Below are 20,123 nucleotides of genomic sequence, written 5' to 3' on the forward strand. Positions count from 1 at the left end.
TTCTTTTCACTTGAAGCTTGAAGTTATTGCGGCTAGTTTCGACTTAACGCTTGAAGTGACTTCCCGGGGTGTCGAGCAGCATTGACACCTTGGCGACCCCATGACGACCCCTTGATTCGGAGAAACATCATGAGCGGACAGCTCGCCACGCACCCGGCCCGCCCGGGCGCCCTCGTCGTCGCCGGCGGTCTGGTCGGCACCGCCGTCGTCGCCGTGGCCGTCAACGCCGTCATCGCCGCGATAGCCCACGCCGCCGGCGCCTCGGACGATTTCCAGCCCCTCCAACTGGGCGCCTACGCGGTCTTCACCGTCTTCGGTGTCCTGGCCGCCGCCGGCGCCTGGGCGATCATCCGGGCCCGTGCGTCGCATCCCGCCCGGCTGCTGCGCACCCTCGTCCCCGTTGTCGTGCTCGTCAGCCTGATCCCGGACGTCATGGTCGGTGTCTCCGACAGCCAGGCCGGTACCAGCTGGGGGGCCGTCATCGCCCTGATGATCATGCACGTCGCTGTCGCCGCCGTCGCCGTCCCCGCCTTCCGGCGGCTTCTGCCCCTCGGGTGACGTCCCGTGGGCGGCGCGGAAGCCTCGGGTGAGGCCGGAGGGACGGCGCGGGTAGCCCCGGCGGGCGGCGGTCGTGTGCTCTACGGAGCCACGGTGCTCTCCGGTGCCGCCGTGGTCCCGTCCGCGCTCGCCGACGGCGCGATCCCCGCCAGGGTCGGCGGTGCCGAAGCCGCGGGTGTGGGCATTGGCGACTCCTCGTACGAGGAGTCGGACGCTTCGTCGGGTGCCTGGCTGGGGGTGTTGAGTCCCTCGGTGGGTTCTTCGCCCGGGGTGCTGGGGTCGGTGGTGGCGGGATCGGACGGTCGCGGTGTGGCGGGCGCGGGCGTCGGCGAGTGGTCGGCGGGGGGTGTCGCCGGGCTCGTCGGGACCGGCGGGGCCTGGGGGACCGTGGGAGAGCGGGGATTCTCGGCCGTCGTCAGGCTCAGGGGCAGGGCGATGAGGGCGGCGACGGCGCAGGCCATGCCCACTCCGGCCGCCGCGCGGGTCCGGCGGCGCCGGGTCGCGGTGCGGCGGATCTCCTCGAAGCGGCCCTGGGGCGCGCCCAGGTAGGCGGGGTCGGGGCCGAGGAGGACCAGGAGAGGGTCGTCGGGGTCGTGGCCCGGGGCGGTGGGGTCGATCGGTCCGAATGCCGGGTCTTCGTCGTCGTCAAAGCGTGTGGTCAAGGCTTTTCCTCAGGTGGGCGCGGAGTAGTTCACGGGCCGCGTGGAGGTCGGCCTTGATGGTTCCTTCCTTACGTCCGGTCAGTGCGGACACTTCCCGGATGGGCATGTCAGCGTAGTAGTGGAGGAGGATCGGGACGCGCAGTCGTTCCGGCAGCGACTGCACCAGCAGGCGGACGGACGGGTCCGACGGCTCGGTGTGGGTGCGCAGCGCCGCTTCCGTGGTCACGTGCCGCATGGCCCTGCGCTCGCGTTCCATCTTGCGCCAGTGGTCCCGGACGATGTTGGCCGCCGTCACGTAGAGGAAGCCGCGCGGCTCCTCCACCGACGTCCAGCGCGCCCACAGGCGGGTGAACGCCTCCGAGGCGATCTCGTGGGCCGTCTCGTCGTCGTCGACAAGACGGCGGCACCAGCCGGCCAGGCGCGGGTAGAGGGCGGCGAACAGCTCGGACGCTGCCTTGTCGCGGGACCGTTTCAACGCTCTCCATGGTGCTGTTGCCACGGGTGTGGCACTCGTGGGGGAGGACGACGGGCCGGCGGCGTACGTTCCGGCGGCCCGCCATCCTTTGTGTTCCAGCGTGCTCACGGGCTCGTGGACGACGTCAGCGCGGCGAAGGCGATCACGTTGTCGAGGTAGCCGTTCTCGTCCCGGGGGCCGCCGCACGTGATGAGCCGCAGCTCCGGACGGTCCACGTTCCCGTAGACGTCGTCCACCGGGAAGTCGGCCTTGGCCACCGTCCGCAGGGAGGTGACCGTGAACTCGGTCTCCGTGCCGTTCTCCAGGCGCGCCACGATCTTCTCGCCCCGGCGCAGCCGCGTGAGGTCGTGGAAGACACCGTCCCCGTACTCGCCGACCGTGACATGTCCGAGGATCACCGACGGGCCGGTCTGACCCGGCGTGGGCGAGTGCTCGTACCAGCCGGCCTGGTCGTGGTCGGTGAGCGGAGGGACCTGGACCGTGCCGTCGGACGCCAGTCCCAGCCGCATGACCGGGGTGTCGACCCCGAGGGCCGGTATCCGCAGCCGGACGGGGGCCGAACGGCCCACCGCACGCGCGGACTTCGCGGAGGTGCGGTTACCGGTGGCCGACTGCGTCGGGGTGGCGCCGGAGCTCGGGGTCCCCGACGTCCGTACGCCCTCGCCGCCGGAGGAACAGCCCACGAGCAGTGAGGCCGCGGCAGCCGTGGCTCCCGTGCCGAACGCGCGCCTGGAGAGCACGGTCACGCCCCGGTCGCCCGCCGACGGCGTACGACGAACAGCGCGGCGCCGCCCAGGGCGAACGCGGCGGCAGCGCCCCCGCCGATCAGCGTCCCCGGCGTTCCGGAGTCCGTCGACGTCGGCGTCACGCCGGTGTCGGGCGCGCCCTTCGGAACCTCGGCGACCTGGGACGGCTCCTGGTTGGGGTCGGTGGTCGCGGCCTCGGAGGGCGCCAGGTCGGCCGGTGCCTGGGTCGGTGCGGTGCTCGGCTCCGGGGTGGCCTCGGTCGGCGCGACGGAGGGGGCCGGGGTCGGGCTTGTCCCGTCGGCGAACGCGGGGGCGGTGCCCGCCAGTACGGCGGTGGCCGCGAGTGCCACGGCGCTGAGGACGGTACGGCGCACGGTACGGCGCATGGAATCGCTCTCTTTCGTCGGTCCGCCCCGAACCGCGCCCCGAAGAGGGCGGGTTGGGCTGGGCGGGCTATGTGACGGATCGAGCGGAGAGACGACTCGGCGGCCGGACAGGTTGTAAAGAGATGGCAAAGCCGTCAAGCGTGTCCAGAGGAATCAATGAGTTGCACAGCAGAAATCGGCGTAGTCGATCCATTATCCGCCTGGGGTCACGAGCCCCGATTCGTACGCCACCACCACGGCCTGTGCCCTGCTGTCCAGGTCCAGTTTGGTCATCGTGCGGTTGAGGTGGGTCTTGACAGTTGCCTCGCTGATGTAGAGGCGGTGGGCGATCTCCGGGTTGGACAGTCCGCGGGCGATCAGTTTCAGGACCTCCAGTTCGCGGGCGGTCAACGCCTCCAGATCGGGGGGCTGTTCGCAGGCGGTCTGGCGGGCGTACGCCTCCACCAGGCGGCGGGTGACGCTGGGCGCGAAGAGCGCGTCACCACCGGCGACGGCGGTCACTGCGGCGAGCAGCCGCTCCGGGCCGGAGTCCTTGAGCAGAAACCCACAGGCTCCGGCGCGCAGCGCCCCGTACACGTACTCGTCGAGGTCGAAGGTGGTCAGCATCAGGATCCGGGGCGGGGGGTCGCCGGCCTCGGCGAGGATGCGTTCGGTGGCCTCGATGCCGTTCATGCCGGGCATCCGGACGTCCATCAGGATCACCTCGGGGGCGGTCTGGGCGGCCAGCTTCACGCCCTCCGCGCCGTCGCTCGCCTCGCCGACCACCTCGATGCCGGGTGCGGCACGCAGCAGTCCCACCAGGCCCGCCCGGATGAGGAACTGGTCGTCCACGACAAGCACTGTGGTCATGTGGTGGCGTCATCCCCCTGCTGTGCGGCCCGCGCGGAGGTCGGCAGGATCAGCCGCACGGCGAAGCCACCCTGGTCCTGCGGGCCGATGTCGATCTGCCCGCCATAGAGCTTGGCCCGCTCCCGCATGCCAAGCAAGCCGTGTCCGCCGCCGGTTCGCACTCTGTCTGGAATCACCCCCTCTCCGTCGTCCGTGACGGACACGGTCACCTGATGCGGCTCATACCTCAGCCGCACGTGCGCACTGGCGCCGGGCGCGTGCTTGAGGACGTTGGTGAGTGCCTCCTGCACCACCCGGTAGGCGCACAGTTCCACGCCGGGTGCCAGGGGGCGCGGGGTGCCCTCGACGGTCAGGGTGACCGGGGTCCCGCCGGCGCGGACGCGTTCGGTCACCTCGCTCAGGCGGGCCAGGCCCGGCATCGGGCCGGCGGGGGCACCGTCGTCGGCGGCGCGTAGCAGCATGAGCATGCGGCGCAGCTCGTCGAGAGCCTCCTTGCCGGTGGCTTCTATGGTGTCGAGCGCGGTACGTGTGGTCCTGCGGTCGGTGTCGAAGACGAACCGGGCGAGGCCGGCCTGCACGGAGATCACGGACATGTGGTGGGCGACCACGTCGTGCAGTTCACGGGCGATCCGACCTCGTTCCTCGGCCACCTCGCGCCGGGCCCGCTCGGCCTGTTCCCGGCGCAGCTGCCGGGCCAGCTCGGTCGAGCGGCGGGCGATGACGCCGAACCGCCACAGCATCGCCGGGTAGACCACGGCCTGTCCGGCGACGGACTCCCAGGAGTCGGTGTGGTTCACCGCAGCCGCGTAGATCCACATCCCGCCCATCAGCACCGCGCAGGGAACGGACACGCGCAGCCCCCGCAGCGAGGCGACGGTGTAGACGGCGAGCATGGGACCGAAGCTGCACACCACGGGCCAGTAGCCGGCGGTGATGTACACCAGCCAGGTCGCGTGCACGACGCAGCAGACCACGACAGGGGCCGGGCCACGGAGGACGAGCGGCAGGTGGACCAGGACCACCAGTGCGTAGGCGGTCGCGTCGAGCGGATTCTCTCCCTGGCGCGCGGCCTCCGGCCCCAGCAGTAGAGCCACACCGGTCAGCGCCGCCACGATCAGCGTGTCGACGGCGAGGGGGTGGATCCGCATCGCAGCAGCGTAAGGCCGGACCCGGCAGATGGGCGTCAACCTTCCGCGGTACCGCGGAAGTTGCAGGAACCGCGCGCCTGCCACGCTGGGTCTGCTCGGAGTGCCAACCAGCGTGGGACGACGCCACATGCGGCCCGCCCGTAGCGTCTTGCACCAGCACCACGACGAGTCGGCTGACCACTGGCCGTCGCTTCCGAGAAGGGGAAACGGAACTCATGAGGATACGTAGGACCTTCGCCCTCGCCACTGCGGCGGTCGCTCTCGGTGGCGGGCTTGCGCTCGCCCCTGCGGCCTCCGCCGCCTCCTCCGCCGAGACGGGCGCCCTGGCCATGTCCTGCTCGACCAGCAAGATCAGCAACTACCGTGCGTCCGGCTGGTGCTCCGGCGGCAGGGACTGGCGCGTCGGCGTCAAGTGCACCGACGGCCAGCACTACTACTCCGGGATCAGCAGTGGCCGCGGAACGAAGTACGCCGCCTGCGGCAACGGCAAGGTGACCCACTACTGGGTCGACCAGTGGTGATCCGTCACCCGGGCGCAGGAGTTCGCTGACACCCAGCCTGCCGCGGCAACACGGCGCCGGACGCGCGGCGGCCCGTACTCCCCGGGGGTGAGGACGGGCCGCCGTGGTGCGCGGCGGGCGCTGAGGCCGCCCCGATCGCCCGCCGCGTCGGACGGAATCACCGCGTCAGGCAGAAGCCGTCTTGTGCTGCAGGCCTGCGTCCAGCACGTCCGGGAACCGCTCGGCCGTCAGCACGGCTGCTCGGGGCCGATCACCAACGTCAGGTCCTTCGTCATCCGACCACCCTCGACCGTCTCGACGCGGACCTGCTCCAGGGGCTCGGCGAAACCGGTGACCTCGGGCGTGTTGTCCAGCTTCCCGTGCCGGCGACACCGCGGGTCCAGGCGGAGATCGACGCGATCCTCGCGCACCACGCGGACGGCGTTCCACCCGAGAGCCGCCACCAGGCGCTGACGGTCGGTATCCATTTCTTCATCGAACACAACCTGGACGACGTGGAGTTGGCGCACGCCGCCTGTCACCACATCTCCGTGCGGTACCTGCACCGGCTGTTCCCGCCGCAGGGCATCACCGTCAGCGCGTGGATCCGACAGCGGCGCCCGGAGCGCTGCCGCCGGGACCTCGCCGATCCGCACTGATCCGACAAGCCGTCCGAGGCGTTCCATCGGCTGTGCCGCCGCAGGGGAGCGGCGCAGCCGATGGGGCGAGTCGGGTCGGCCCCGGACAACACCTCGGCGGAGTCATTCCACCTGATCCCAAGCCGAGTACGTCCACCGGCACGCCTTCGCCATCCGCACCGAGGTGAGGCTGAAGACCGCCACCGGGATCACGGACTTCTACGACACGAAGCGGCGCCACAACGCGGCGGGCGGGAAACCGCCCGTCGCGTTCGAACGGATCATCCGTCGAGTGTGAGCCCGGACCGACCAGGAGGGCCCTACCGCACACCAACGTCTGTACAAAATCAGGGAGTTGATATGTCCACGAAGACCAGATCTGCCCGGCCGAGCACGGGGATGTGGCGCCGGGTGCTGGCCACGGCGGCGGTGCTGGCCACCACCGGCAGCGTGCTCACCGTCGCTTCACAGCCGGCACAGGCGGCGCTGCCGCAACAGCAGATCGCCGATCCCGTCCACTACTGGAACGACGTCCTGCTCCAGGTCATCCGGCGTGAGGGTGGCGGACCGGGGCCGATGGCCCGTTCCGCGGCGATGCTGAACGCGGCGATCTACGACGCGGAGAGCTCGTACCAGCTGAAGTGGAAGGGCAAGATCACCTCGGAGCAGTACATCTACGCCCACAGGTACGACGGCTGGGTCGAGGGTCCCGACGAGGAGGAACGGGTGATCGGCCGTACGGCGTACAACATCCTGCTGGGGCTGTACGGCGACCAGACGCAGTTCCTCGACTCGAAGTTCCTCGAGCGGTTCGGCACCAAGCCCACCGAGTTCGATCTGCTCGACGTCACGGTGGTCAACCGCATGGTCACGCAGATGAGGAACGCGCGAAACGGCGACGGCTCCGACAACGACAAGGTGTACGTCGGCGACAACAAGCCGGGCGCGTGGCGGCCCACCAGCTACCCGGACATGCCCGATCCCTCGTGCGAGCGCGACAGCCAGGCGGTCACACCGTTCTGGGGCGAGGTGAAGCCCTTCGCCCTCACCTCCGGGTCGCAGTTCCGTCCGGCGAACCCGGGCCTGTACGGGACGTACGAGAAGCTGCTGGCCAGTGACGCCTACAAGGCTCAGGTCGAGGCGGTGCGGTCGGCCGGCGCGGACAGACCGACCGCGCGTACGCCCGTCGTCAACCGGACGCCGGAGCAGGAGGCGGCGGCCTGGTTCTGGGCCAACGATCTGGACGGCACCTACAAGCCGCCGGGCCAGTTGCTTCAGGCGACCCGGGAAGTCGCCGAGGCCCGCGGCCTGAACACGTACGAGAACGCTCGGCTGTTCGCGCTCGTTTCCCTCGCCATGGCGGACGCCGGGATCGCGGTACGGGACGTGAAGTTCCTGACACCGATCGACCTGTGGCGGCCGGTGTCCGCGATCCGGGAAGGCGGGCTCGACCCGGAGTGGAAGCCGCTGCTGAAAACCCGGGCGGGCGTGAACGTCACTCCGTGCTTCCCGGCCTGGGCCTCGGGGCACGCGACGTTCGGCGCGGCCTGGGCAGGGGTGATGAAGCGCTACTTCGGCAGCGACAACATCGCCTTCGACATGACCACCGACGACCCTCAGTCACCGGTGAAGACCCGCCACTTCACCAGCTTCAGCGCGGCGGCCACCGAGGACGCCTACAGCAGGGTCTGGCTCGGAGTCCACTTCCCGTGGGACGCGGAGGACGGACTCACCCTCGGTGACAAGGTCGCAGCCCACGTCTTCACCACGAAGTTGCGCGAGTTCTAGGCCAAGGCCCGAAAGGTGACCTGGACCGACCGGGATCGGGATCGGGATCGGATCATCTGAGGCGGCGCCGCGGCTTGGAGGGAACTCCTGCTCATCGAGCAGGAGTTCCGTTCTTCGCAACGCGCTCAGCTCGCGGCGTCCCTCAACTCCGTGAGAAACGGGATCAGCGCCGCGTTGACCTCGTCCGGCCGCTCCTGCTGCGTCCAGTGGCCGCAGCCCTTCAGCACCACCGGATCGCGCCGCAGATTGGGCATCAACTCCGGTAGTTTCTCGATGAGTTGGGGCGTCCCGGGAAACGCCGGCACCAGGTCCCTGTCGCCGTACACGTACAGCGCGGGCGGGCTGACCACCGCCCCGTGCCAGGCCGCCGTCAGCTCCCAGTTGCGGTCGATGTTGCGGTACCAGCTGAGGGCGCCGGTGAAGCTGCCCGCGAAGCTGTCGGTGAGGGAGTCGAGGTCCGCCTCCGTGAGCCAGACCGGGAGCTTCTCCGGGTCGGGCATCGTCGCCAGCCAGCCCTGGCCGGGCTCGACCAGCGGCTGCTTGCCGGAGCCGGAGTCGGGGTTGTCGCCGGAGGCACCGTACAGGGCCTTGCGGAGGGTGGTACGCGGGTCGCGGGCCAGCTCCTCGTCGGCGACGCCGGGGAGGTTGAAGTAGTTCCAGTAGAAACGGCCGCCGAACATCGCGTCCATCACGCCCAGGGGACGGTGCTCGCCCCGGAACGGCGGCGGCACGCTCAGACCCGCCACCCCACGCACGACGTCCGGGCGCAGCAGGGCGGTGTGCCAGGCCACCGGCGCGCCCCAGTCGTGCCCGACGACGTACGCCGTCTCCTCGCCGAGCGCGTGGATCAGCCCGACCACGTCGCCGACCAGGTGCAGGATGCTGTACGCGGACACGTCCTCGGGGCGGTCGCTCTCGCCGTATCCGCGCTGGTCCGGGGCGACGACCCGGAAACCGGCGGCGGCCAGTGGCCCGAACTGGTGGCGCCAGGAGTGCCAGGACTCCGGGAACCCGTGCAGCAGCACGACGAGCGGACCCTCGCCCGCCTCCGCGATGTGCAGCCGGACGCCGTTCACGTCCACCATGCGGTGCTCGACCTTGTGGTGCTCGACCACTGTGCGGTTCTCAGCCATGCGCAAAGGGTATGCGTTGCTATCGCAATCGAAAATCCGGGGTCCTTGCCGCGAACAGTTCCGCCTGCCGGTCGCCCGGGAGGTTGCCGAGGCGGACCAGGTGCGGGGCGAACGCGAGCGCGTGCGCGCGGGCCGCCTCCTTCGCCGCCCACACCGCCCGTACCGTGCCCTGCACCCCCTCCGGCGGGTACGACGCGATGACACGGGCGCGCTCCACGGAGGCCGCCAACGACCCACCCGGCTCGGTGACTTCGCTGACCAGGCCGATCTCGTACGCCCGCGCCGCCGACACGCGCTCCGCAGTCCCCATCAGCGCCATCCGCGCGATCTCGCCGTACGGCATCCGCTGCGCCATGCCCATCGACTCGTACGCGCTGACCATGCCGTACGTGGTGTGCGGGTCGAAGAACGTCGCGCCCGGGTCGGCGACGAGGAACTCCGACTCCGCGAGGAGGTAGAAGGCGCCGCCGCACGCCATGCCGTTCACCGCCGCGATCACCGGTTTCCACAGGTCGTTCGCCTTCGGGCCGATCCTTTCGAGCGGGTCGTCCACCATGTAGGGCGAGCCGGGCTGGGGGACGGTCGCGTCGCGGTCGAGGCCCGTGCAGAAGGCGCGTGGGCCCGCTCCCGTGAGGACGATGGCCCTTACGGTGTCGTCGAAGCGCAACTCCCGCCAGGTTGCCGCCAGTTCGCCAGCGGTGGCGAGGTCGAGGGCGTTGAGTTTCCGCGGCCGGTCGAGGGTGACGACGGCGACCCCGGTGTCCTTGTCGGCCGACAGGCTCAGGCTCACGGGCGCTCCAGGATCCACTGCGGAAGCCCGGCCGAGGAGAAGACGACCTGCACCCGTGCGCCGATGCGAATCCGGTCGGGGGGAAAGGAGTTGAGCGGTGCGTCGGGGCCGGTGACCAGGTTGCCGACCAGCCGGATGCGGGGTGCGTCCGCCAGCTCGACGACGATCACGTTGTACGGGGCCAGCTCGGCGTAGTCCGGGAGGAGCGGCGGATGCGGGACGACGTACGACCAGACACGTCCGCGTCCGCTGACCGCCCGCCACTCGCTCGCGAAGGACTGGCAGTGGGGGCAGCAGGGGCGGGGCGGGAAGCGGGGTTCGGCGCAGTCCGCGCAGGCCTGGACGCGGAGTTCGCCCTGGGCCGCGTACCCCCAGAAGGGGGCGCCGTCTTCGTCGACGACAGGTGTCAGCATCTCAGCTCCTCAACTTCTCAGCAACAGGGCCGAAGTCGGTACGCCTTCGCCCGCGGTGACCAGGCAGGTGGAGGCGCCGGGGACCTGGGCGGTGCTGGTGCCGCGCAGCTGCCGTACGCCCTCGGTGATGAGGTTGAAGCCATGGACGTACGCCTCGCTGAGGCCGCCCCCGCCGGTGTTGATCGGCAGCCGGCCGCCGCTCTCCAGGGCGCCCCCCTCGGTGAAGGCGCCGCCCTCGCCGCGTCCGCAGAAGCCGTAGCCCTCCAGGGAGAGCGGGATGAGGGCGGTGAACGCGTCGTAGAGCTGGGCGACCTGGACGTCGTCCGGGGTGAAGTCGGCGTGTTTCCAGAGGTGTCGGGCGGCTGTCCAGGCCGGGCCCGTCAGCGGGTCGTCGTTCCAGTAGTTGACCATGCCGTGGTGCTGGGCGGGCAGGCCCTGGGCGGCGGAGTGGATGTAGACGGGGGTCCGGCGGCAGTCCCGCGCCCGCTCCGCCGACACGACCACACAGGCCAACGCCCCGTCCGTCTCCAGGCAGTTGTCGAAGAGGCAGAGGGGTTCGCTGATCCAGCGGGAGGTCATGTACATCTCGCGGGTGAGCGGACGGTCGTACATGATCGCGGCCGGGTTCTGGTTCGCCCGGTTGCGGCAGGCGAGGGCGACGTTGAAGAGGTGGTCGCGGGTCGTGCCGTACTCGTGCATGTGGCGGCGCGTGAGCATGGCGATCTCGTCGGAGGGGCGCAGCAGCCCGAAGGGGCGCGTCCACTGGGCCGGGGTGGGGAGTTGGGCGCTGGTGTTCCGCCAGGGGCGGGGCCCGGAGCCCCTCTTCCGTGACCGCCAGGCGACGCCGACCGTGGCCTGTCCGGTGGCTATCGCGGCGGCGAGATGGGCGACGGTGGCGCAGGAACCGCCGCCGCCGTAGCCGACCTTGGAGAAGAAGGTGAGATCACCGAGCCCGAGTGCCTTGGCGACCTCGACCTCGTCGGTCTCCTCCATGGTGTACGAGGCGAGGGCGTCGACCTCGGCGGGCGCGATGCCCGCGTCGTCGAGCGCGGCGAGGATTGCACGGCACGCCAACGTCCGTTCGTTCTCGGGGAGTTGCCGGGCAAAGGCGGTCTGGCCGATCCCGGCGACGGCGGTGGCGTCCTTGATGCCGGTGACGCCCCTGATACCTGCCATGTCTGGTGCGACTGCCATGACTGCACACACCTCCGCACGCGTGCCCGGCTGCTGACAGGGCGTCAGGTTACAGCTAATCTGACGGTCAGTCAGCTCTTGTGCGGTGGGGTGTTGTGGGGAGGCTCGCGGTGCGCGGTGACGTGGAGTGGGGCAGCATTCCGGGGCTGGTCCGGGCGGCGGTGGAGCGGTACGGCGACACCGAGGCGGTCGTGGACGGACGTACGCGCGTCTCGTACGCGGAGTTGGGCGCGCGGGTGGAGCGGGCGGCGGCGGCCTGTGTCGCGAGCGGGGTGGCGGCCGGTGACCGGGTGGCGATCTGGGCGCCCAACTCCCTCGACTGGATGGTGTCCGCGCTGGGCGCGGTGTCGGCGGGCGCGGTGCTCGTACCGCTGAACACCCGCTTCAAGGGGGCGGAGGCGGCGTACGTACTGGCGCGCAGCCGGGTGAGGCTGCTGTTCGTGACGGGGACGTTCCTCGGCACGTCGTACGTGGCCTCGCTGCGGAGGGCGGCGGGCAGTGGCGACGGTGACGGGCCCCTGCCGGGGCTGCCGGAGCTGACGGACGTGGTGGTGCTGGGGGAGGACGCGCCGGCCGAGTTCCGCACCTGGAAGGACTTCCTGGCGGGCGGCGACGGGGTGGACGCGCGGGTCGTCCGGGCGCGGGCGGAAGAGGTGAAGGGCTCCGATCCGTCGGACATCGTCTTCACGTCGGGCACGACGGGCCGGCCCAAGGGGGCGGTGATCACGCACGCGCAGTCGCTGCGGGCGTACGAGATCTGGAGCGAGCTGGCGGGACTGCGAGAAGGAGACCGCTACCTCGTCGTGAACCCGTTCTTCCACACCTTCGGCTACAAGGCGGGGGTGTTGGCGTGCCTGATGCGCGGCGCGACCTTGATCCCGCAGCCGGTGTTCAACGTCGACACGGTGCTGGCGAACGTGGCGGCGGAGCGGGTGTCGGTCCTCCCCGGCCCGCCCACTCTGCTTCAGTCGCTCCTGGACCACCCTTCCCGGGCCGCGTACGACCTGTCGAGCCTGCGGCTGGTGGTGACGGGGGCGGCGGTGGTGCCGTTGCGGCTGGTGGAACGGTTGCGTACGGAGCTGGGCGTGGGCACGGTCCTGACGGCGTACGGCCTGTCCGAGGCGAGCGGCATCGTGACGATGTGCCGCCGGGGAGACGCGGCACCGGTGATCGCGTCGACGTCCGGGCGGGCCGTTCCCGGGGTCGAGGTGATGGTCGAGGCGCCGGTGGGGGAGCCAGGGGAGGTGCTGGTCCGGGGCTTCAACGTCATGCGCGGGTACTTCGAGGACGCGGAGAGCACGGCCGAAGTCATCACGGGGGACGGGTGGTTGAGGACGGGTGACGTCGGCGTGCTGGACGCCGACGGCAACCTCCGGATCACCGACCGCCTCAAGGACATGTTCATCGTCGGCGGCTTCAACGCGTACCCGGCGGAGATCGAGCAGCAGCTGGGACTGCATCCGGATGTGGCGGACGTGGCGGTGATCGGCGTACCTGACCCACGCCTGGGCGAGGTCGGCAAGGCGTACGTGGTGCGGCGGCCGGGAGTGTCCCTCACGGGGGACGACCTGATCGCCTGGGCCCGACGGGAGATGGCCAACTACAAGGTGCCGAGGGCGGTCGAGTTCGTGGGCGGGCTGCCCCGGAACGCCAGCGGGAAGGTGGTCAAGGGGGAGTTGCGGGCGGGGCGGTAACCGGTAGGGGACGGATGGCCGGTCCTGCCGAAACGAGGCAGTGAGCCTTCCCCGTTTGGGAGGGGAATCTGAGGCGAGACGGAGGGGAGAAGGTTCCTTCGAGTGAGACAGAGATGAGTGACTGTGGCTGTGGACGAGAAGGCCAAGGCCAAGGGCGAACAGGCCAAGGGCAAGGCCAAGAAGGTGGCCGGCGGCGTGGTGGGCAACAAGTCCCTGAAGGCCAAGGGGCAGGCCGAGGAGTCCAAGGGGGACCTGCGTGCGGCCAAGGAGAAGGCCAAGGACGCGACCAAGCCCAAGGACGCGACCAAGCCCAAGGGCGCGGCCAAGTCCAAGGGCGCGATCGGGGCGAAGGGTGTGACCGAGCCGAAGGCAGTGACGAAGGCGAAGAGCGCGGCCGAGCCGAAGAGCGTGGCCAAGCCGAAGGCAGTGACGAAGGCGAAGGCAGTGACGAAGCCCAAGGGTGTGACGAAGCCCAAGGGCGTGACGAAGCCGAAGAGTGTGGCCAAGCCCAAGTAAGCACACGTCCGCTGATCCCGGTGGCACGCCTCCCGCGAGCTGTCGGGATCTGCGCTGTGGTGTCTTCGCTGAGGATCAATCTCCGGACGGCCTCATCACGGTCTACGCCCCGCGGGAATGGCTGCGCGCGTTGGTACCCCGTCTGACGATCCTGGGAGGGATGCTGCAGGCCGAGAACGCGATTGGTATCACCTGGTATCTTCGCTCTGTGGCCAAGACACAGATCAACATCCGCATGGACGACGACACCGCCGAGATGGCCCGGCACGCGGCGGAGACCAGGCGTATACCGGTCAACGAGTACGTCGAGCAGCTCATTCGGAACGACAACGAGCAGGTGCGTGCTGTCTTCATGGCGGCAGCGCAGGAAGTGCTCGACGAGTACGGCGATCTCCTGGACGAGATCGAGGGGGAGCAGGAGGAGCCCCGTACGTGAATGTCAACGTCGACCTCGCGTGGATTCTGCAGGTTGCGCAGCGTGCGGGGCAGGGTGATCCGGCCGTCGACGACTACGGCGTTCCCCTCGCGGCCGTCGAGCGGCAGCGCGCCGTACTCGTCGGACAGGAGGTCTACCAGGGGCCGTACGCCAAGGCGGCGGCCCTCGCGCTCTCCCTCGGCCGAATGCGCTGGCTGGAGACGTCGAATCTCAAGGTGGCGGTCGCGGTCGCCCACGCGTACCTCGTCGCCTCCGGGATCCCGGCCAAACTCGATCAGCAGCGGGTCTCCGCACTCGCGAACGAGCTGAAGAGGGAGAGCTGCACGGTCCGTAGCGTGGCCGAGTTGCTCAAGTCCTGGGCTGTGTGAGGGCCTTCGCGAGCGGGCGGCGGGGGGTTGCCCTGCCGTCCCTGCGGATCGATCTGCCGAGTTTCGCGGGGAGTTACCGCCTGCCGATGGGACTGGTCGAGCTGGGCGGCCGTAACGCGGCCACCGCCCTGAAGCTGGCCGCCGTGCTGAGGAACGCGCCGGGGCAGTGAACGCGGCGACGACGGACTTCGGAGCCGAACCGCTGGCCGTCGCCAAGGCGTTGCCGGAGCTGCGGCGAGCCGTGCGGGAGTGGTTCGGGGAGGACGCGTACGGGCGAGTGGGTGCGGACGTCCAGTTGCGCGCCACCGAGTTGGTCGGCAACGTGATCCGGCATGTGGGGGAGGGGACGCCCGTCTCCGTGCGGGTGGCCTGTGTGGACGGCGCTCGTATCCGGGTGGAGGTGAGTGATCCTGACCCGCGAGCCCTTCCCGTGCTGCTCAGCGCTACAGGGGGCGATGGATCCGGGCGTGGGCTGGCGCTGCTGGGCGCCCTCGCCGTGCGGTGGGGCGTGGAGATCGAGGCCGTGGGCAAGACGGTGGTCGTGCGAGGTGGCGGGCGCCGGTGTCCCGCGGGCCATGGAGCGTCGGTGGGAGCAGGCGCGGCTGGGGGAACTGGTGGCGTGGATGGAGGAGAAGGGCGGGCCGGTCACCGAGGCGGAGTTGGCGGCGGCGGAGGCCGAACGGCGGGAAGCCGGCCGTATCTTCGCCGACCGTGACCGTGACCGTGACCGTGACCGCGAGTGTGAGCGTGGTTCCGCCACCCCGATGGATGCCTGACCCGCCCCGCCCCGGACACACCACGACCGCGGCGGCTCCCCCTCCGCGCCGCCGCGGTCGTTCCCCATGCAGGTGTACGTCAGTTGGAGTGTCGAAGCCAGTGGCTCAGACGGTCTCGTCCGTCGCGTGGATGTCGTTCGGCTTGGCGGTGGCCGGTTCCGTCGTGGCGTGGATGTCGCCCAGGACCGTCGCCGTGGCCTTGGTCTTCTTGGCCGGTTCGGTCGTGGCGTGGATGTCGCCCAGGGTGGTGGCGGTGGCCGGCTCGCTCGTCGCGTGGATGTCGTTCGGCTTGTTCTCGTCGCTCATCTTGCTGTCTCCCCTGTGATGGTGACCGGCCTGTGATGGTGACCGGTGGACTGAGGGCCCGCCCCGCGACTCCCCCGCGGACTGCGGGGCGGGCCCTGGGCCGGTTCACCTTAAGAGGTCCGGCCCCCTGTCGTTCCGCCTGCCCCCCGACGCGACGGCTCGACAGGGACGAGCCTGCCGGACCGCGATAAACGAATGATGAACGCCGAACGCCCGAGGCTTCGGCCGGGCAACCGTCAGCAGTTCGTACATGTCGCCCGCCCCAGCAGACCGCGCACCGCGTCCGCCTCCGGTGCCTCCAGTGACTCGAAGATGCCGAGCGCGTCCTGCCAGCACACCTGGGCGCGGTCCAGCTGGCCGATGCCGTGCAGGGCGCGGCCGAGGACCGTGAGGACGTTGCCCCGCCGCCACTCGCCGCCGATGCCGCGCAGCACCGTCAGCGCCTGCTCGGCGTTGGTGGCCGCCCGTGCCGAACGGGCCGCCGCGAGATCGACCTCGGCGAGGCGGAACAGGGTCATGCCCTCCCACAGGCGCTGCCTGCTGTCCCGGAACACCCGCAGGGCCTCGTCGAGATGGCCGGCGGCTTCCGTCAACCGGCCGCTCTGGGTGAGTGCCAGGCCGAGTGCGTACCGGCCGTTCGCTCCTCGCAGGGCGTGGCCCATCGCGTCGTACATCGCCGTGCCCTGCTCGGCCAGGGCGACCGCGCTGTCGGTGCGGCCCGTGGCGAGGTGGATGCGGGAGAGGTTGCACAGCGCGCTGGCCTCGCCGGGGCGGTCCGCGCAGTCGCGGAAGCTCTCGATCGCCCGGGTGAGGTGGGCCTCGCCCGAGTCGTACCGGTTCTGGTAGAGGGCCACGACACCGCTGATGTTGGACGACCAGCAGGCGGTGAGACGGTCGTCGGCCGCGAGCGCCAACTCCGACGCCCGTTCCGACTCCTGGATGGCGACATCGAAACGGCTGCCCGAGAAGCAGTGCACGAAGGCCATCGCGGTCAGGACGCGGGCTTCCGTACGGGGGTCACCGGCGGCCCGGGCCGCGTCCCGCACGATCGCCGCGACCGCCTCGTACTCCTTGGAGTTGGTGCCGGACTCGGCCAGTTCGACCGCCGCCCACAGCACGTCGGCGGCGCGGCGCAGCGTGTCCGGCCGGGTCGCGGACTGCCGGACGCAGGCCAGCACGCACACCGCCTCCGCGTGCACCCAGTCCTGCGCGGCGTGGCTGTCGGCGAACGCCAGCCCGGGGTACTCCGCGTGCTCCAGATGGTCGACGAGCCTGTCCTCGGGGCGCTGGATCCGGTAGGTCGCGGCGACCGTCGCGAGGTAGAAGTCGAGGAGGCGTGACATGGCCAGTGCCCGCTCGCCGGGCGGGTGTTCGTCCCGTTCCGCGCACGCACGCGCGTAGAGTCGTACGAGGTCGTGGTAGCGGTAGCGGCCCGGAGCCGCCGATTCGAGCAGCGAGGTGTCCACCAGGGACTCCAGGACTTCTTCCGCGTCGTCAACCGGCAGATCCAGTACGGCCGCTGCCGCCGCGAGAGAGATGTCGGGGCCGTCGGCCAGACCCAACAGACGGAAGGCGCGGGCCTGTTGACGGTCGAGGGCGCCGTAGCCGAGTTCGAAGGTCGCCTTCACGGCGAGGTCGCCGGCCTGGAGTTCGTCCAGGCGTCGGCGTTCGTCGCCCAGCTTCTCCGCCAGGACGGACACCGTCCACGTCCTGCGCGCCGCCAGCCGGGACGCCGCGATCCTGATCGCCAGCGGCAGGAAACCGCAGGCCGCCACCACGTCCAGGGCGGCCTTGCGTTCGGCGGCGACCCGTTCCTCGCCCACGATCTTCGTGAAGAGCTGGAGGGCCTCCTCGGGGGACATGACGTCCAGGTCGACGAGATGGGCACCGGCCAGGTCCACCATCCGTACCCGGGAGGTGACCAGGGCCGCGCAGCCCTCCGTGCCCGGCAGCAGCGGGCGTACCTGGGCGGCGTCGCGGGCGTTGTCCAGCAGGACCAGGATCCGGCGGCCGTCCAGCACCGAGCGGTACAGGGCCGCGCGTTCCTCCAGTGAGTCGGGGATCGCCGAGTCGGCGGTGCCGAGGGCACGCAGGAACGTGCCGAGGACCGTCTCCGGTTCGGCCGCCTGCATACCGGCGCCCTGGAGGTCGATGTACAACTGCCCGTCGGGGAAGGCGGAACGGGCCTGGTGGGCCACATGGACGGCGAGGGTCGTCTTGCCCACGCCGCCGATACCGGCCAGCGCGGACACGGCCATCACCCGGCCCTGCGCCGACGACGCCGACGAGGCGGACGCCAGGACCTTGCTCAGCTCGGAGACGAAGGCGGCGCGACCCGTGAAGTCCGGAACAGTGGCGGGGAGTTGGGCGGGACGGACGGGCGCGGGGGCCGCTTCGGGCGCGAGCGGGGCGGAGGGCTCGGCGAGTCCCGGGTCCGCCTGGAGGATGCGCTTCTGCAGCTCCCTGAGGCCGGGCCGGGGGTCGACGCCGAGTTCGTCGGCGAGGAGGCGGCGCGTGTCCGCGTACACCGCCAGCGCCTCGGCCTGCCGACCGCTGCGGTACAGCGCCAGCATCAGCAGCTCGCGCAGGCGCTCACGGAGGGGGTGTTCGGCCGTGAGGGCGGTCAACTCGCTCACGGACTCCGCGTGGCAGCCCTGTTCGAGGTCCATGTCGAGGCGGGATTCAAGGAGTTGGAGCAGCCACTCCTCCAACCGGGCCCGCTGCGCTTCGGCGTACGGGCCCGGGAGGCCTGCCAGTGGCTGCCCGTCCCACAGGTCCAGCGCCTGGTTGAGGGCGTCCCGGGCATGGCGCAGATCCCCGGCGCTCCTGGACTTCTCCGCCTCCGTGGCCAGTTCCTGCGCCACCGTCAGATCCAGCGCGCCCTCCGCGAGCGAACGGATCGCGTACCCGCCCGACTCGCTCACCAGCACCCAGGCGCCCAGCACCTTCCGCAGCCGCGACGCGTACGTCCGTACGGCAGCCAGTGCCTGCGAGGGCGGCTCGTCGCCCCACAGGGCGTCGATCAGCTCGGCCGCCGTCGCCGTCCGGCCCTCGCGCAGCAACAGTGCGGCCAGCAGCGCCCGTTGCTGCGGGGAACCGGTGGGCAGTGGCTCGTCGTCGTGCCAGGCCCGGACCGGCCCGAGCACGCTGAAGCGCAGCGCCGCCGGGGAATCAGCCGAGGAGTCCACCGGGGATCTCACCGGCGTATCCCTGGGATCCCGCTGTGCCGGCACCCGCGGTACAGCCGGTATGTCACCCATCACCGCTCCCTGCCGAACATCATGACTAGAACAGCAGTTTGCCTTGTCCATGGCATGTGCGTCAGCTCCGGAGACGGCGATCACAGGCCGCGTGCGAGGTATTGCACGCTTCTCACACGGTCTTCGCACAGGGTTCCACGCAATGGGAACAGGAAGGGACGTGCCGTCGCGCAGCTGACGGTTCGTCAGATCGGCGCTACCGTGCCCTTATGGAGACGACTGTGGACAGCGCGGTGGAGGGTACGGAGACGGCCGACACCTTCCCGAAGATCATCTCGGTGGACGACCACACGGTGGAGCCACCCCATGTCTGGCAGGACCGGCTGCCGAAGAAGTACCTGGACACAGGCCCGCGCATAGTCCGCGCGCCGCTGAAGTCGATGTCCTTCCTCGGCGGCCGGTTCAAGCCCGTCATGGGCGAACCCGGCGACGACGGCCCGATCGGCGACTGGTGGGTCTACGAGAACCTGCACCGCCCCCTCACCCGCCTCGACACCGCCGTCGGCTACGACCGGGACGAGATCAAGCTGGAAGTCATCACTTACGAGCAGATGCGCCCTGGTTCGTACGACGTCCCGCAGCGGCTGGCCGACATGGACATCAACCACGTCCAGTCCGCCGTCTGTTTCCCGACCTTCCCGCGCTTCTGCGGCCAGACCTTCACCGAGGCCGAGGACCACGAACTCGGCCTGCTCGGCGTACGCGCCTACAACGACTGGATGGTGGACGAGTGGTGCGGCCCGGCCGCGCAGGGCCGCCTCATCCCGCTCACCCTCATCCCGCTCTGGGACGCCGAGTTGGCGGCGGCCGAGGTCCGGCGCAACGCGGCCCGGGGCGTGCGCGCGGTCGCCTTCTCCGAGATCCCCCCGCACCTCGGCCTGCCCTCGATCCACGGCGACGACTGGGACCCGTTCCTCGCCGCCTGCGCGGAGACGGGCACCGTCATCGCGATGCACATCGGCTCCAGCAGCCGGATGCCGTCCACCTCCGCCGACGCCCCGCCCGCCGTCGGCTCCACCATCACCTTCGCCAACTGCTGCTTCTCGATGGTCGACTGGCTGATGAGCGGCAAGTTCGAACGCTTCCCGCAGCTGAAGATCATGTACGCGGAGGGCCAGATCGGCTGGATCCCCTACATCCTGGAGCGCGCTGACGTGGTCTGGGAGGAGAACCGGGGCTGGGGCGGAGTCGCCGACAAGGTCCACCGTCCGCCGTCCGAGCTGTTCGCCGAGCACGTCTACGGCTGCTTCTTCGACGACGCCTTCGGGCTGCGCAACCTCGACTCGATCGGCGTCGGCAACGTCCTCTACGAGACCGACTACCCCCACTCCGACTCCACTTGGCCCGGCTCGCGCGAGGTCGGCGAGGCACAGATGGGCCATCTGGACCCGGAGGTCGTGGAGCGCATCGTCCGAGGGAACGCGATCGAGCTGCTGGGGCTGACGCCGGACGGGCTGTGGAATCCCGGGAGTTGAGCACTGCGGGCA

General features: G+C 70.5%; 23 protein-coding genes and 2 pseudogenes. 12 read left to right on the forward strand and 13 right to left on the reverse strand.

Annotation, left to right across the window (positions count from 1 at the left end):
* Positions 1–129 precede the first annotated feature (129 nt).
* Positions 130–558: a DUF6069 family protein gene (locus tag IEY89_RS01495; RefSeq protein WP_189145359.1), complete on the forward strand. Its 429-nt coding sequence runs from the start codon at positions 130–132 to the stop codon at positions 556–558.
* Positions 559–638: 80 nt separating this feature from the next.
* On the opposite strand, the gene IEY89_RS01500 is transcribed toward IEY89_RS01495, so the two are convergent.
* The 6 genes from IEY89_RS01500 to IEY89_RS01525 form a co-directional block, all read right to left on the reverse strand.
* The gene (locus IEY89_RS01500) at positions 639–1,220 is read right to left on the reverse strand and encodes a hypothetical protein (RefSeq protein ID WP_229694993.1); all 582 of its coding nucleotides are present in this window, start codon (positions 1,218–1,220) and stop codon (positions 639–641) included.
* Complete coding sequence (locus IEY89_RS01505) at positions 1,204–1,695, reverse strand: RNA polymerase sigma factor (protein ID WP_189145360.1); 492 nt, start codon at positions 1,693–1,695, stop codon at positions 1,204–1,206. The genes IEY89_RS01500 and IEY89_RS01505 overlap by 17 nt, the downstream gene beginning before the upstream one ends.
* Before the next feature lie 104 nt (positions 1,696–1,799).
* A complete protein-coding gene (locus IEY89_RS01510) occupies positions 1,800–2,441 on the reverse strand; it encodes a class F sortase (protein ID WP_189145361.1) in 642 nt (213 codons plus the stop codon).
* Positions 2,438–2,815, reverse strand: coding sequence for a Tat pathway signal sequence domain protein (locus tag IEY89_RS01515; protein WP_189145674.1), 378 nt, complete (start codon positions 2,813–2,815; stop codon positions 2,438–2,440). Before IEY89_RS01515 ends, IEY89_RS01510 begins: the two co-directional genes overlap by 4 nt.
* A 204-nt stretch (positions 2,816–3,019) precedes the next feature.
* Entirely contained in the window at positions 3,020–3,676 is a 657-nt protein-coding gene (locus IEY89_RS01520) for a response regulator (RefSeq protein WP_189145362.1), read from the reverse strand.
* Positions 3,673–4,824, reverse strand: coding sequence for a sensor histidine kinase (locus IEY89_RS01525; RefSeq protein ID WP_189145363.1), 1,152 nt, complete (start codon positions 4,822–4,824; stop codon positions 3,673–3,675). Before IEY89_RS01525 ends, IEY89_RS01520 begins: the two co-directional genes overlap by 4 nt.
* Before the next feature lie 215 nt (positions 4,825–5,039).
* Between IEY89_RS01525 and IEY89_RS01530 the strand changes: the two genes are divergently transcribed.
* Positions 5,040–5,345, forward strand: coding sequence for a hypothetical protein (locus IEY89_RS01530; protein ID WP_189145364.1), 306 nt, complete (start codon positions 5,040–5,042; stop codon positions 5,343–5,345).
* A 227-nt stretch (positions 5,346–5,572) separates the two neighbouring features.
* On the opposite strand, the gene IEY89_RS01535 is transcribed toward IEY89_RS01530, so the two are convergent.
* Positions 5,573–5,812: a hypothetical protein gene (locus tag IEY89_RS01535; protein ID WP_189145365.1), complete on the reverse strand. Its 240-nt coding sequence runs from the start codon at positions 5,810–5,812 to the stop codon at positions 5,573–5,575.
* 27 nt (positions 5,813–5,839) lie between these two features.
* Between IEY89_RS01535 and IEY89_RS01540 the strand changes: the two genes are divergently transcribed.
* A complete protein-coding gene (locus tag IEY89_RS01540) occupies positions 5,840–5,983 on the forward strand; it encodes a hypothetical protein (RefSeq protein ID WP_189145366.1) in 144 nt (47 codons plus the stop codon).
* 339 nt (positions 5,984–6,322) lie between these two features.
* The gene (locus IEY89_RS01545; RefSeq protein ID WP_229694994.1) at positions 6,323–7,750 is read left to right on the forward strand and encodes a vanadium-dependent haloperoxidase; all 1,428 of its coding nucleotides are present in this window, start codon (positions 6,323–6,325) and stop codon (positions 7,748–7,750) included.
* A gap of 125 nt (positions 7,751–7,875) precedes the next feature.
* On the opposite strand, the gene IEY89_RS01550 is transcribed toward IEY89_RS01545, so the two are convergent.
* The 4 genes from IEY89_RS01550 to IEY89_RS01565 all read right to left on the reverse strand — a co-directional run bounded on the left by IEY89_RS01550 (position 7,876) and on the right by IEY89_RS01565 (position 11,280).
* Positions 7,876–8,835: an alpha/beta fold hydrolase gene (locus tag IEY89_RS01550; RefSeq protein ID WP_189145676.1), complete on the reverse strand. Its 960-nt coding sequence runs from the start codon at positions 8,833–8,835 to the stop codon at positions 7,876–7,878.
* Between the two features lie 67 nt (positions 8,836–8,902).
* A complete protein-coding gene (locus tag IEY89_RS01555; RefSeq protein WP_189145367.1) occupies positions 8,903–9,673 on the reverse strand; it encodes an enoyl-CoA hydratase/isomerase family protein in 771 nt (256 codons plus the stop codon).
* Positions 9,670–10,086 (reverse strand): Zn-ribbon domain-containing OB-fold protein, encoded by a 417-nt coding sequence (locus IEY89_RS01560; protein WP_189145368.1) that lies wholly within the window; start codon positions 10,084–10,086, stop codon positions 9,670–9,672. The genes IEY89_RS01555 and IEY89_RS01560 overlap by 4 nt, the downstream gene beginning before the upstream one ends.
* 9 nt (positions 10,087–10,095) lie before the next feature.
* Entirely contained in the window at positions 10,096–11,280 is a 1,185-nt protein-coding gene (locus tag IEY89_RS01565) for a lipid-transfer protein (RefSeq protein WP_189145369.1), read from the reverse strand.
* Positions 11,281–11,390: 110 nt separating this feature from the next.
* Between IEY89_RS01565 and IEY89_RS01570 the strand changes: the two genes are divergently transcribed.
* From IEY89_RS01570 to IEY89_RS41820, 7 genes and pseudogenes are all read left to right on the forward strand, one after another.
* On the forward strand, positions 11,391–12,974 hold the full coding sequence (locus IEY89_RS01570; RefSeq protein ID WP_189145370.1) for a FadD3 family acyl-CoA ligase: 1,584 nt from the start codon (positions 11,391–11,393) through the stop codon (positions 12,972–12,974).
* A gap of 123 nt (positions 12,975–13,097) precedes the next feature.
* Positions 13,098–13,265: pseudogene (locus tag IEY89_RS01575) on the forward strand (CsbD family protein); the annotation flags it as partial.
* Positions 13,266–13,698: 433 nt separating this feature from the next.
* Positions 13,699–13,926, forward strand: coding sequence for a hypothetical protein (locus tag IEY89_RS01580; RefSeq protein WP_189145371.1), 228 nt, complete (start codon positions 13,699–13,701; stop codon positions 13,924–13,926).
* Positions 13,923–14,294 (forward strand): fic family toxin-antitoxin system, toxin component, encoded by a 372-nt coding sequence (locus tag IEY89_RS01585; protein WP_189145372.1) that lies wholly within the window; start codon positions 13,923–13,925, stop codon positions 14,292–14,294. Before IEY89_RS01580 ends, IEY89_RS01585 begins: the two co-directional genes overlap by 4 nt.
* A complete protein-coding gene (locus tag IEY89_RS01590; RefSeq protein WP_229694995.1) occupies positions 14,291–14,464 on the forward strand; it encodes a hypothetical protein in 174 nt (57 codons plus the stop codon). Before IEY89_RS01585 ends, IEY89_RS01590 begins: the two co-directional genes overlap by 4 nt.
* Positions 14,465–14,535: 71 nt before the next feature.
* Positions 14,536–14,778: pseudogene (locus IEY89_RS41815) on the forward strand (ATP-binding protein); the annotation flags it as partial.
* A 91-nt stretch (positions 14,779–14,869) separates the two neighbouring features.
* On the forward strand, positions 14,870–15,070 hold the full coding sequence (locus IEY89_RS41820; protein WP_189145707.1) for a hypothetical protein: 201 nt from the start codon (positions 14,870–14,872) through the stop codon (positions 15,068–15,070).
* 105 nt (positions 15,071–15,175) lie between these two features.
* On the opposite strand, the gene IEY89_RS01605 is transcribed toward IEY89_RS41820, so the two are convergent.
* Together IEY89_RS01605 and afsR are read right to left on the reverse strand one after the other, a co-directional pair.
* A complete protein-coding gene (locus tag IEY89_RS01605; RefSeq protein WP_189145373.1) occupies positions 15,176–15,376 on the reverse strand; it encodes a hypothetical protein in 201 nt (66 codons plus the stop codon).
* A gap of 236 nt (positions 15,377–15,612) precedes the next feature.
* Positions 15,613–18,636: an SARP-family global regulator AfsR gene (gene afsR / locus IEY89_RS01610; protein ID WP_229694996.1), complete on the reverse strand. Its 3,024-nt coding sequence runs from the start codon at positions 18,634–18,636 to the stop codon at positions 15,613–15,615.
* Between the two features lie 209 nt (positions 18,637–18,845).
* Between afsR and IEY89_RS01615 the strand changes: the two genes are divergently transcribed.
* On the forward strand, positions 18,846–20,111 hold the full coding sequence (locus IEY89_RS01615; RefSeq protein ID WP_189145375.1) for an amidohydrolase family protein: 1,266 nt from the start codon (positions 18,846–18,848) through the stop codon (positions 20,109–20,111).
* Positions 20,112–20,123: the final 12 nt, after the last annotated feature.

The organism is Streptomyces lacrimifluminis, from assembly GCF_014646095.1.
Lineage (GTDB): Bacteria > Actinomycetota > Actinomycetes > Streptomycetales > Streptomycetaceae > Streptomyces > Streptomyces lacrimifluminis.

Bases quoted from the DNA above. Each gene is read 5' to 3' on its own strand.
- IEY89_RS01495 (WP_189145359.1), top strand. From the start codon at position 130: ATGAGCGGACAGCTCGCCACGCACCCGGCCCGCCCGGGCGCCCTCGTC.
- IEY89_RS01520 (WP_189145362.1), bottom strand. From the start codon at position 3,676: ATGACCACAGTGCTTGTCGTGGACGACCAGTTCCTCATCCGGGCGGGC.
- IEY89_RS01525 (WP_189145363.1), bottom strand. From the start codon at position 4,824: ATGCGGATCCACCCCCTCGCCGTCGACACGCTGATCGTGGCGGCGCTG.
- IEY89_RS01530 (WP_189145364.1), top strand. From the start codon at position 5,040: ATGAGGATACGTAGGACCTTCGCCCTCGCCACTGCGGCGGTCGCTCTC.
- IEY89_RS01535 (WP_189145365.1), bottom strand. From the start codon at position 5,812: ATGGATACCGACCGTCAGCGCCTGGTGGCGGCTCTCGGGTGGAACGCC.
- IEY89_RS01545 (WP_229694994.1), top strand. From the start codon at position 6,323: ATGTCCACGAAGACCAGATCTGCCCGGCCGAGCACGGGGATGTGGCGC.
- IEY89_RS01550 (WP_189145676.1), bottom strand. From the start codon at position 8,835: ATGGTGGACGTGAACGGCGTCCGGCTGCACATCGCGGAGGCGGGCGAG.
- IEY89_RS01560 (WP_189145368.1), bottom strand. From the start codon at position 10,086: ATGCTGACACCTGTCGTCGACGAAGACGGCGCCCCCTTCTGGGGGTAC.
- IEY89_RS01565 (WP_189145369.1), bottom strand. From the start codon at position 11,280: ATGGCAGTCGCACCAGACATGGCAGGTATCAGGGGCGTCACCGGCATC.
- IEY89_RS41820 (WP_189145707.1), top strand. From the start codon at position 14,870: ATGGAGCGTCGGTGGGAGCAGGCGCGGCTGGGGGAACTGGTGGCGTGG.
- IEY89_RS01605 (WP_189145373.1), bottom strand. From the start codon at position 15,376: ATGAGCGACGAGAACAAGCCGAACGACATCCACGCGACGAGCGAGCCG.
- afsR (WP_229694996.1), bottom strand. From the start codon at position 18,636: ATGGGTGACATACCGGCTGTACCGCGGGTGCCGGCACAGCGGGATCCC.
- IEY89_RS01615 (WP_189145375.1), top strand. From the start codon at position 18,846: ATGGAGACGACTGTGGACAGCGCGGTGGAGGGTACGGAGACGGCCGAC.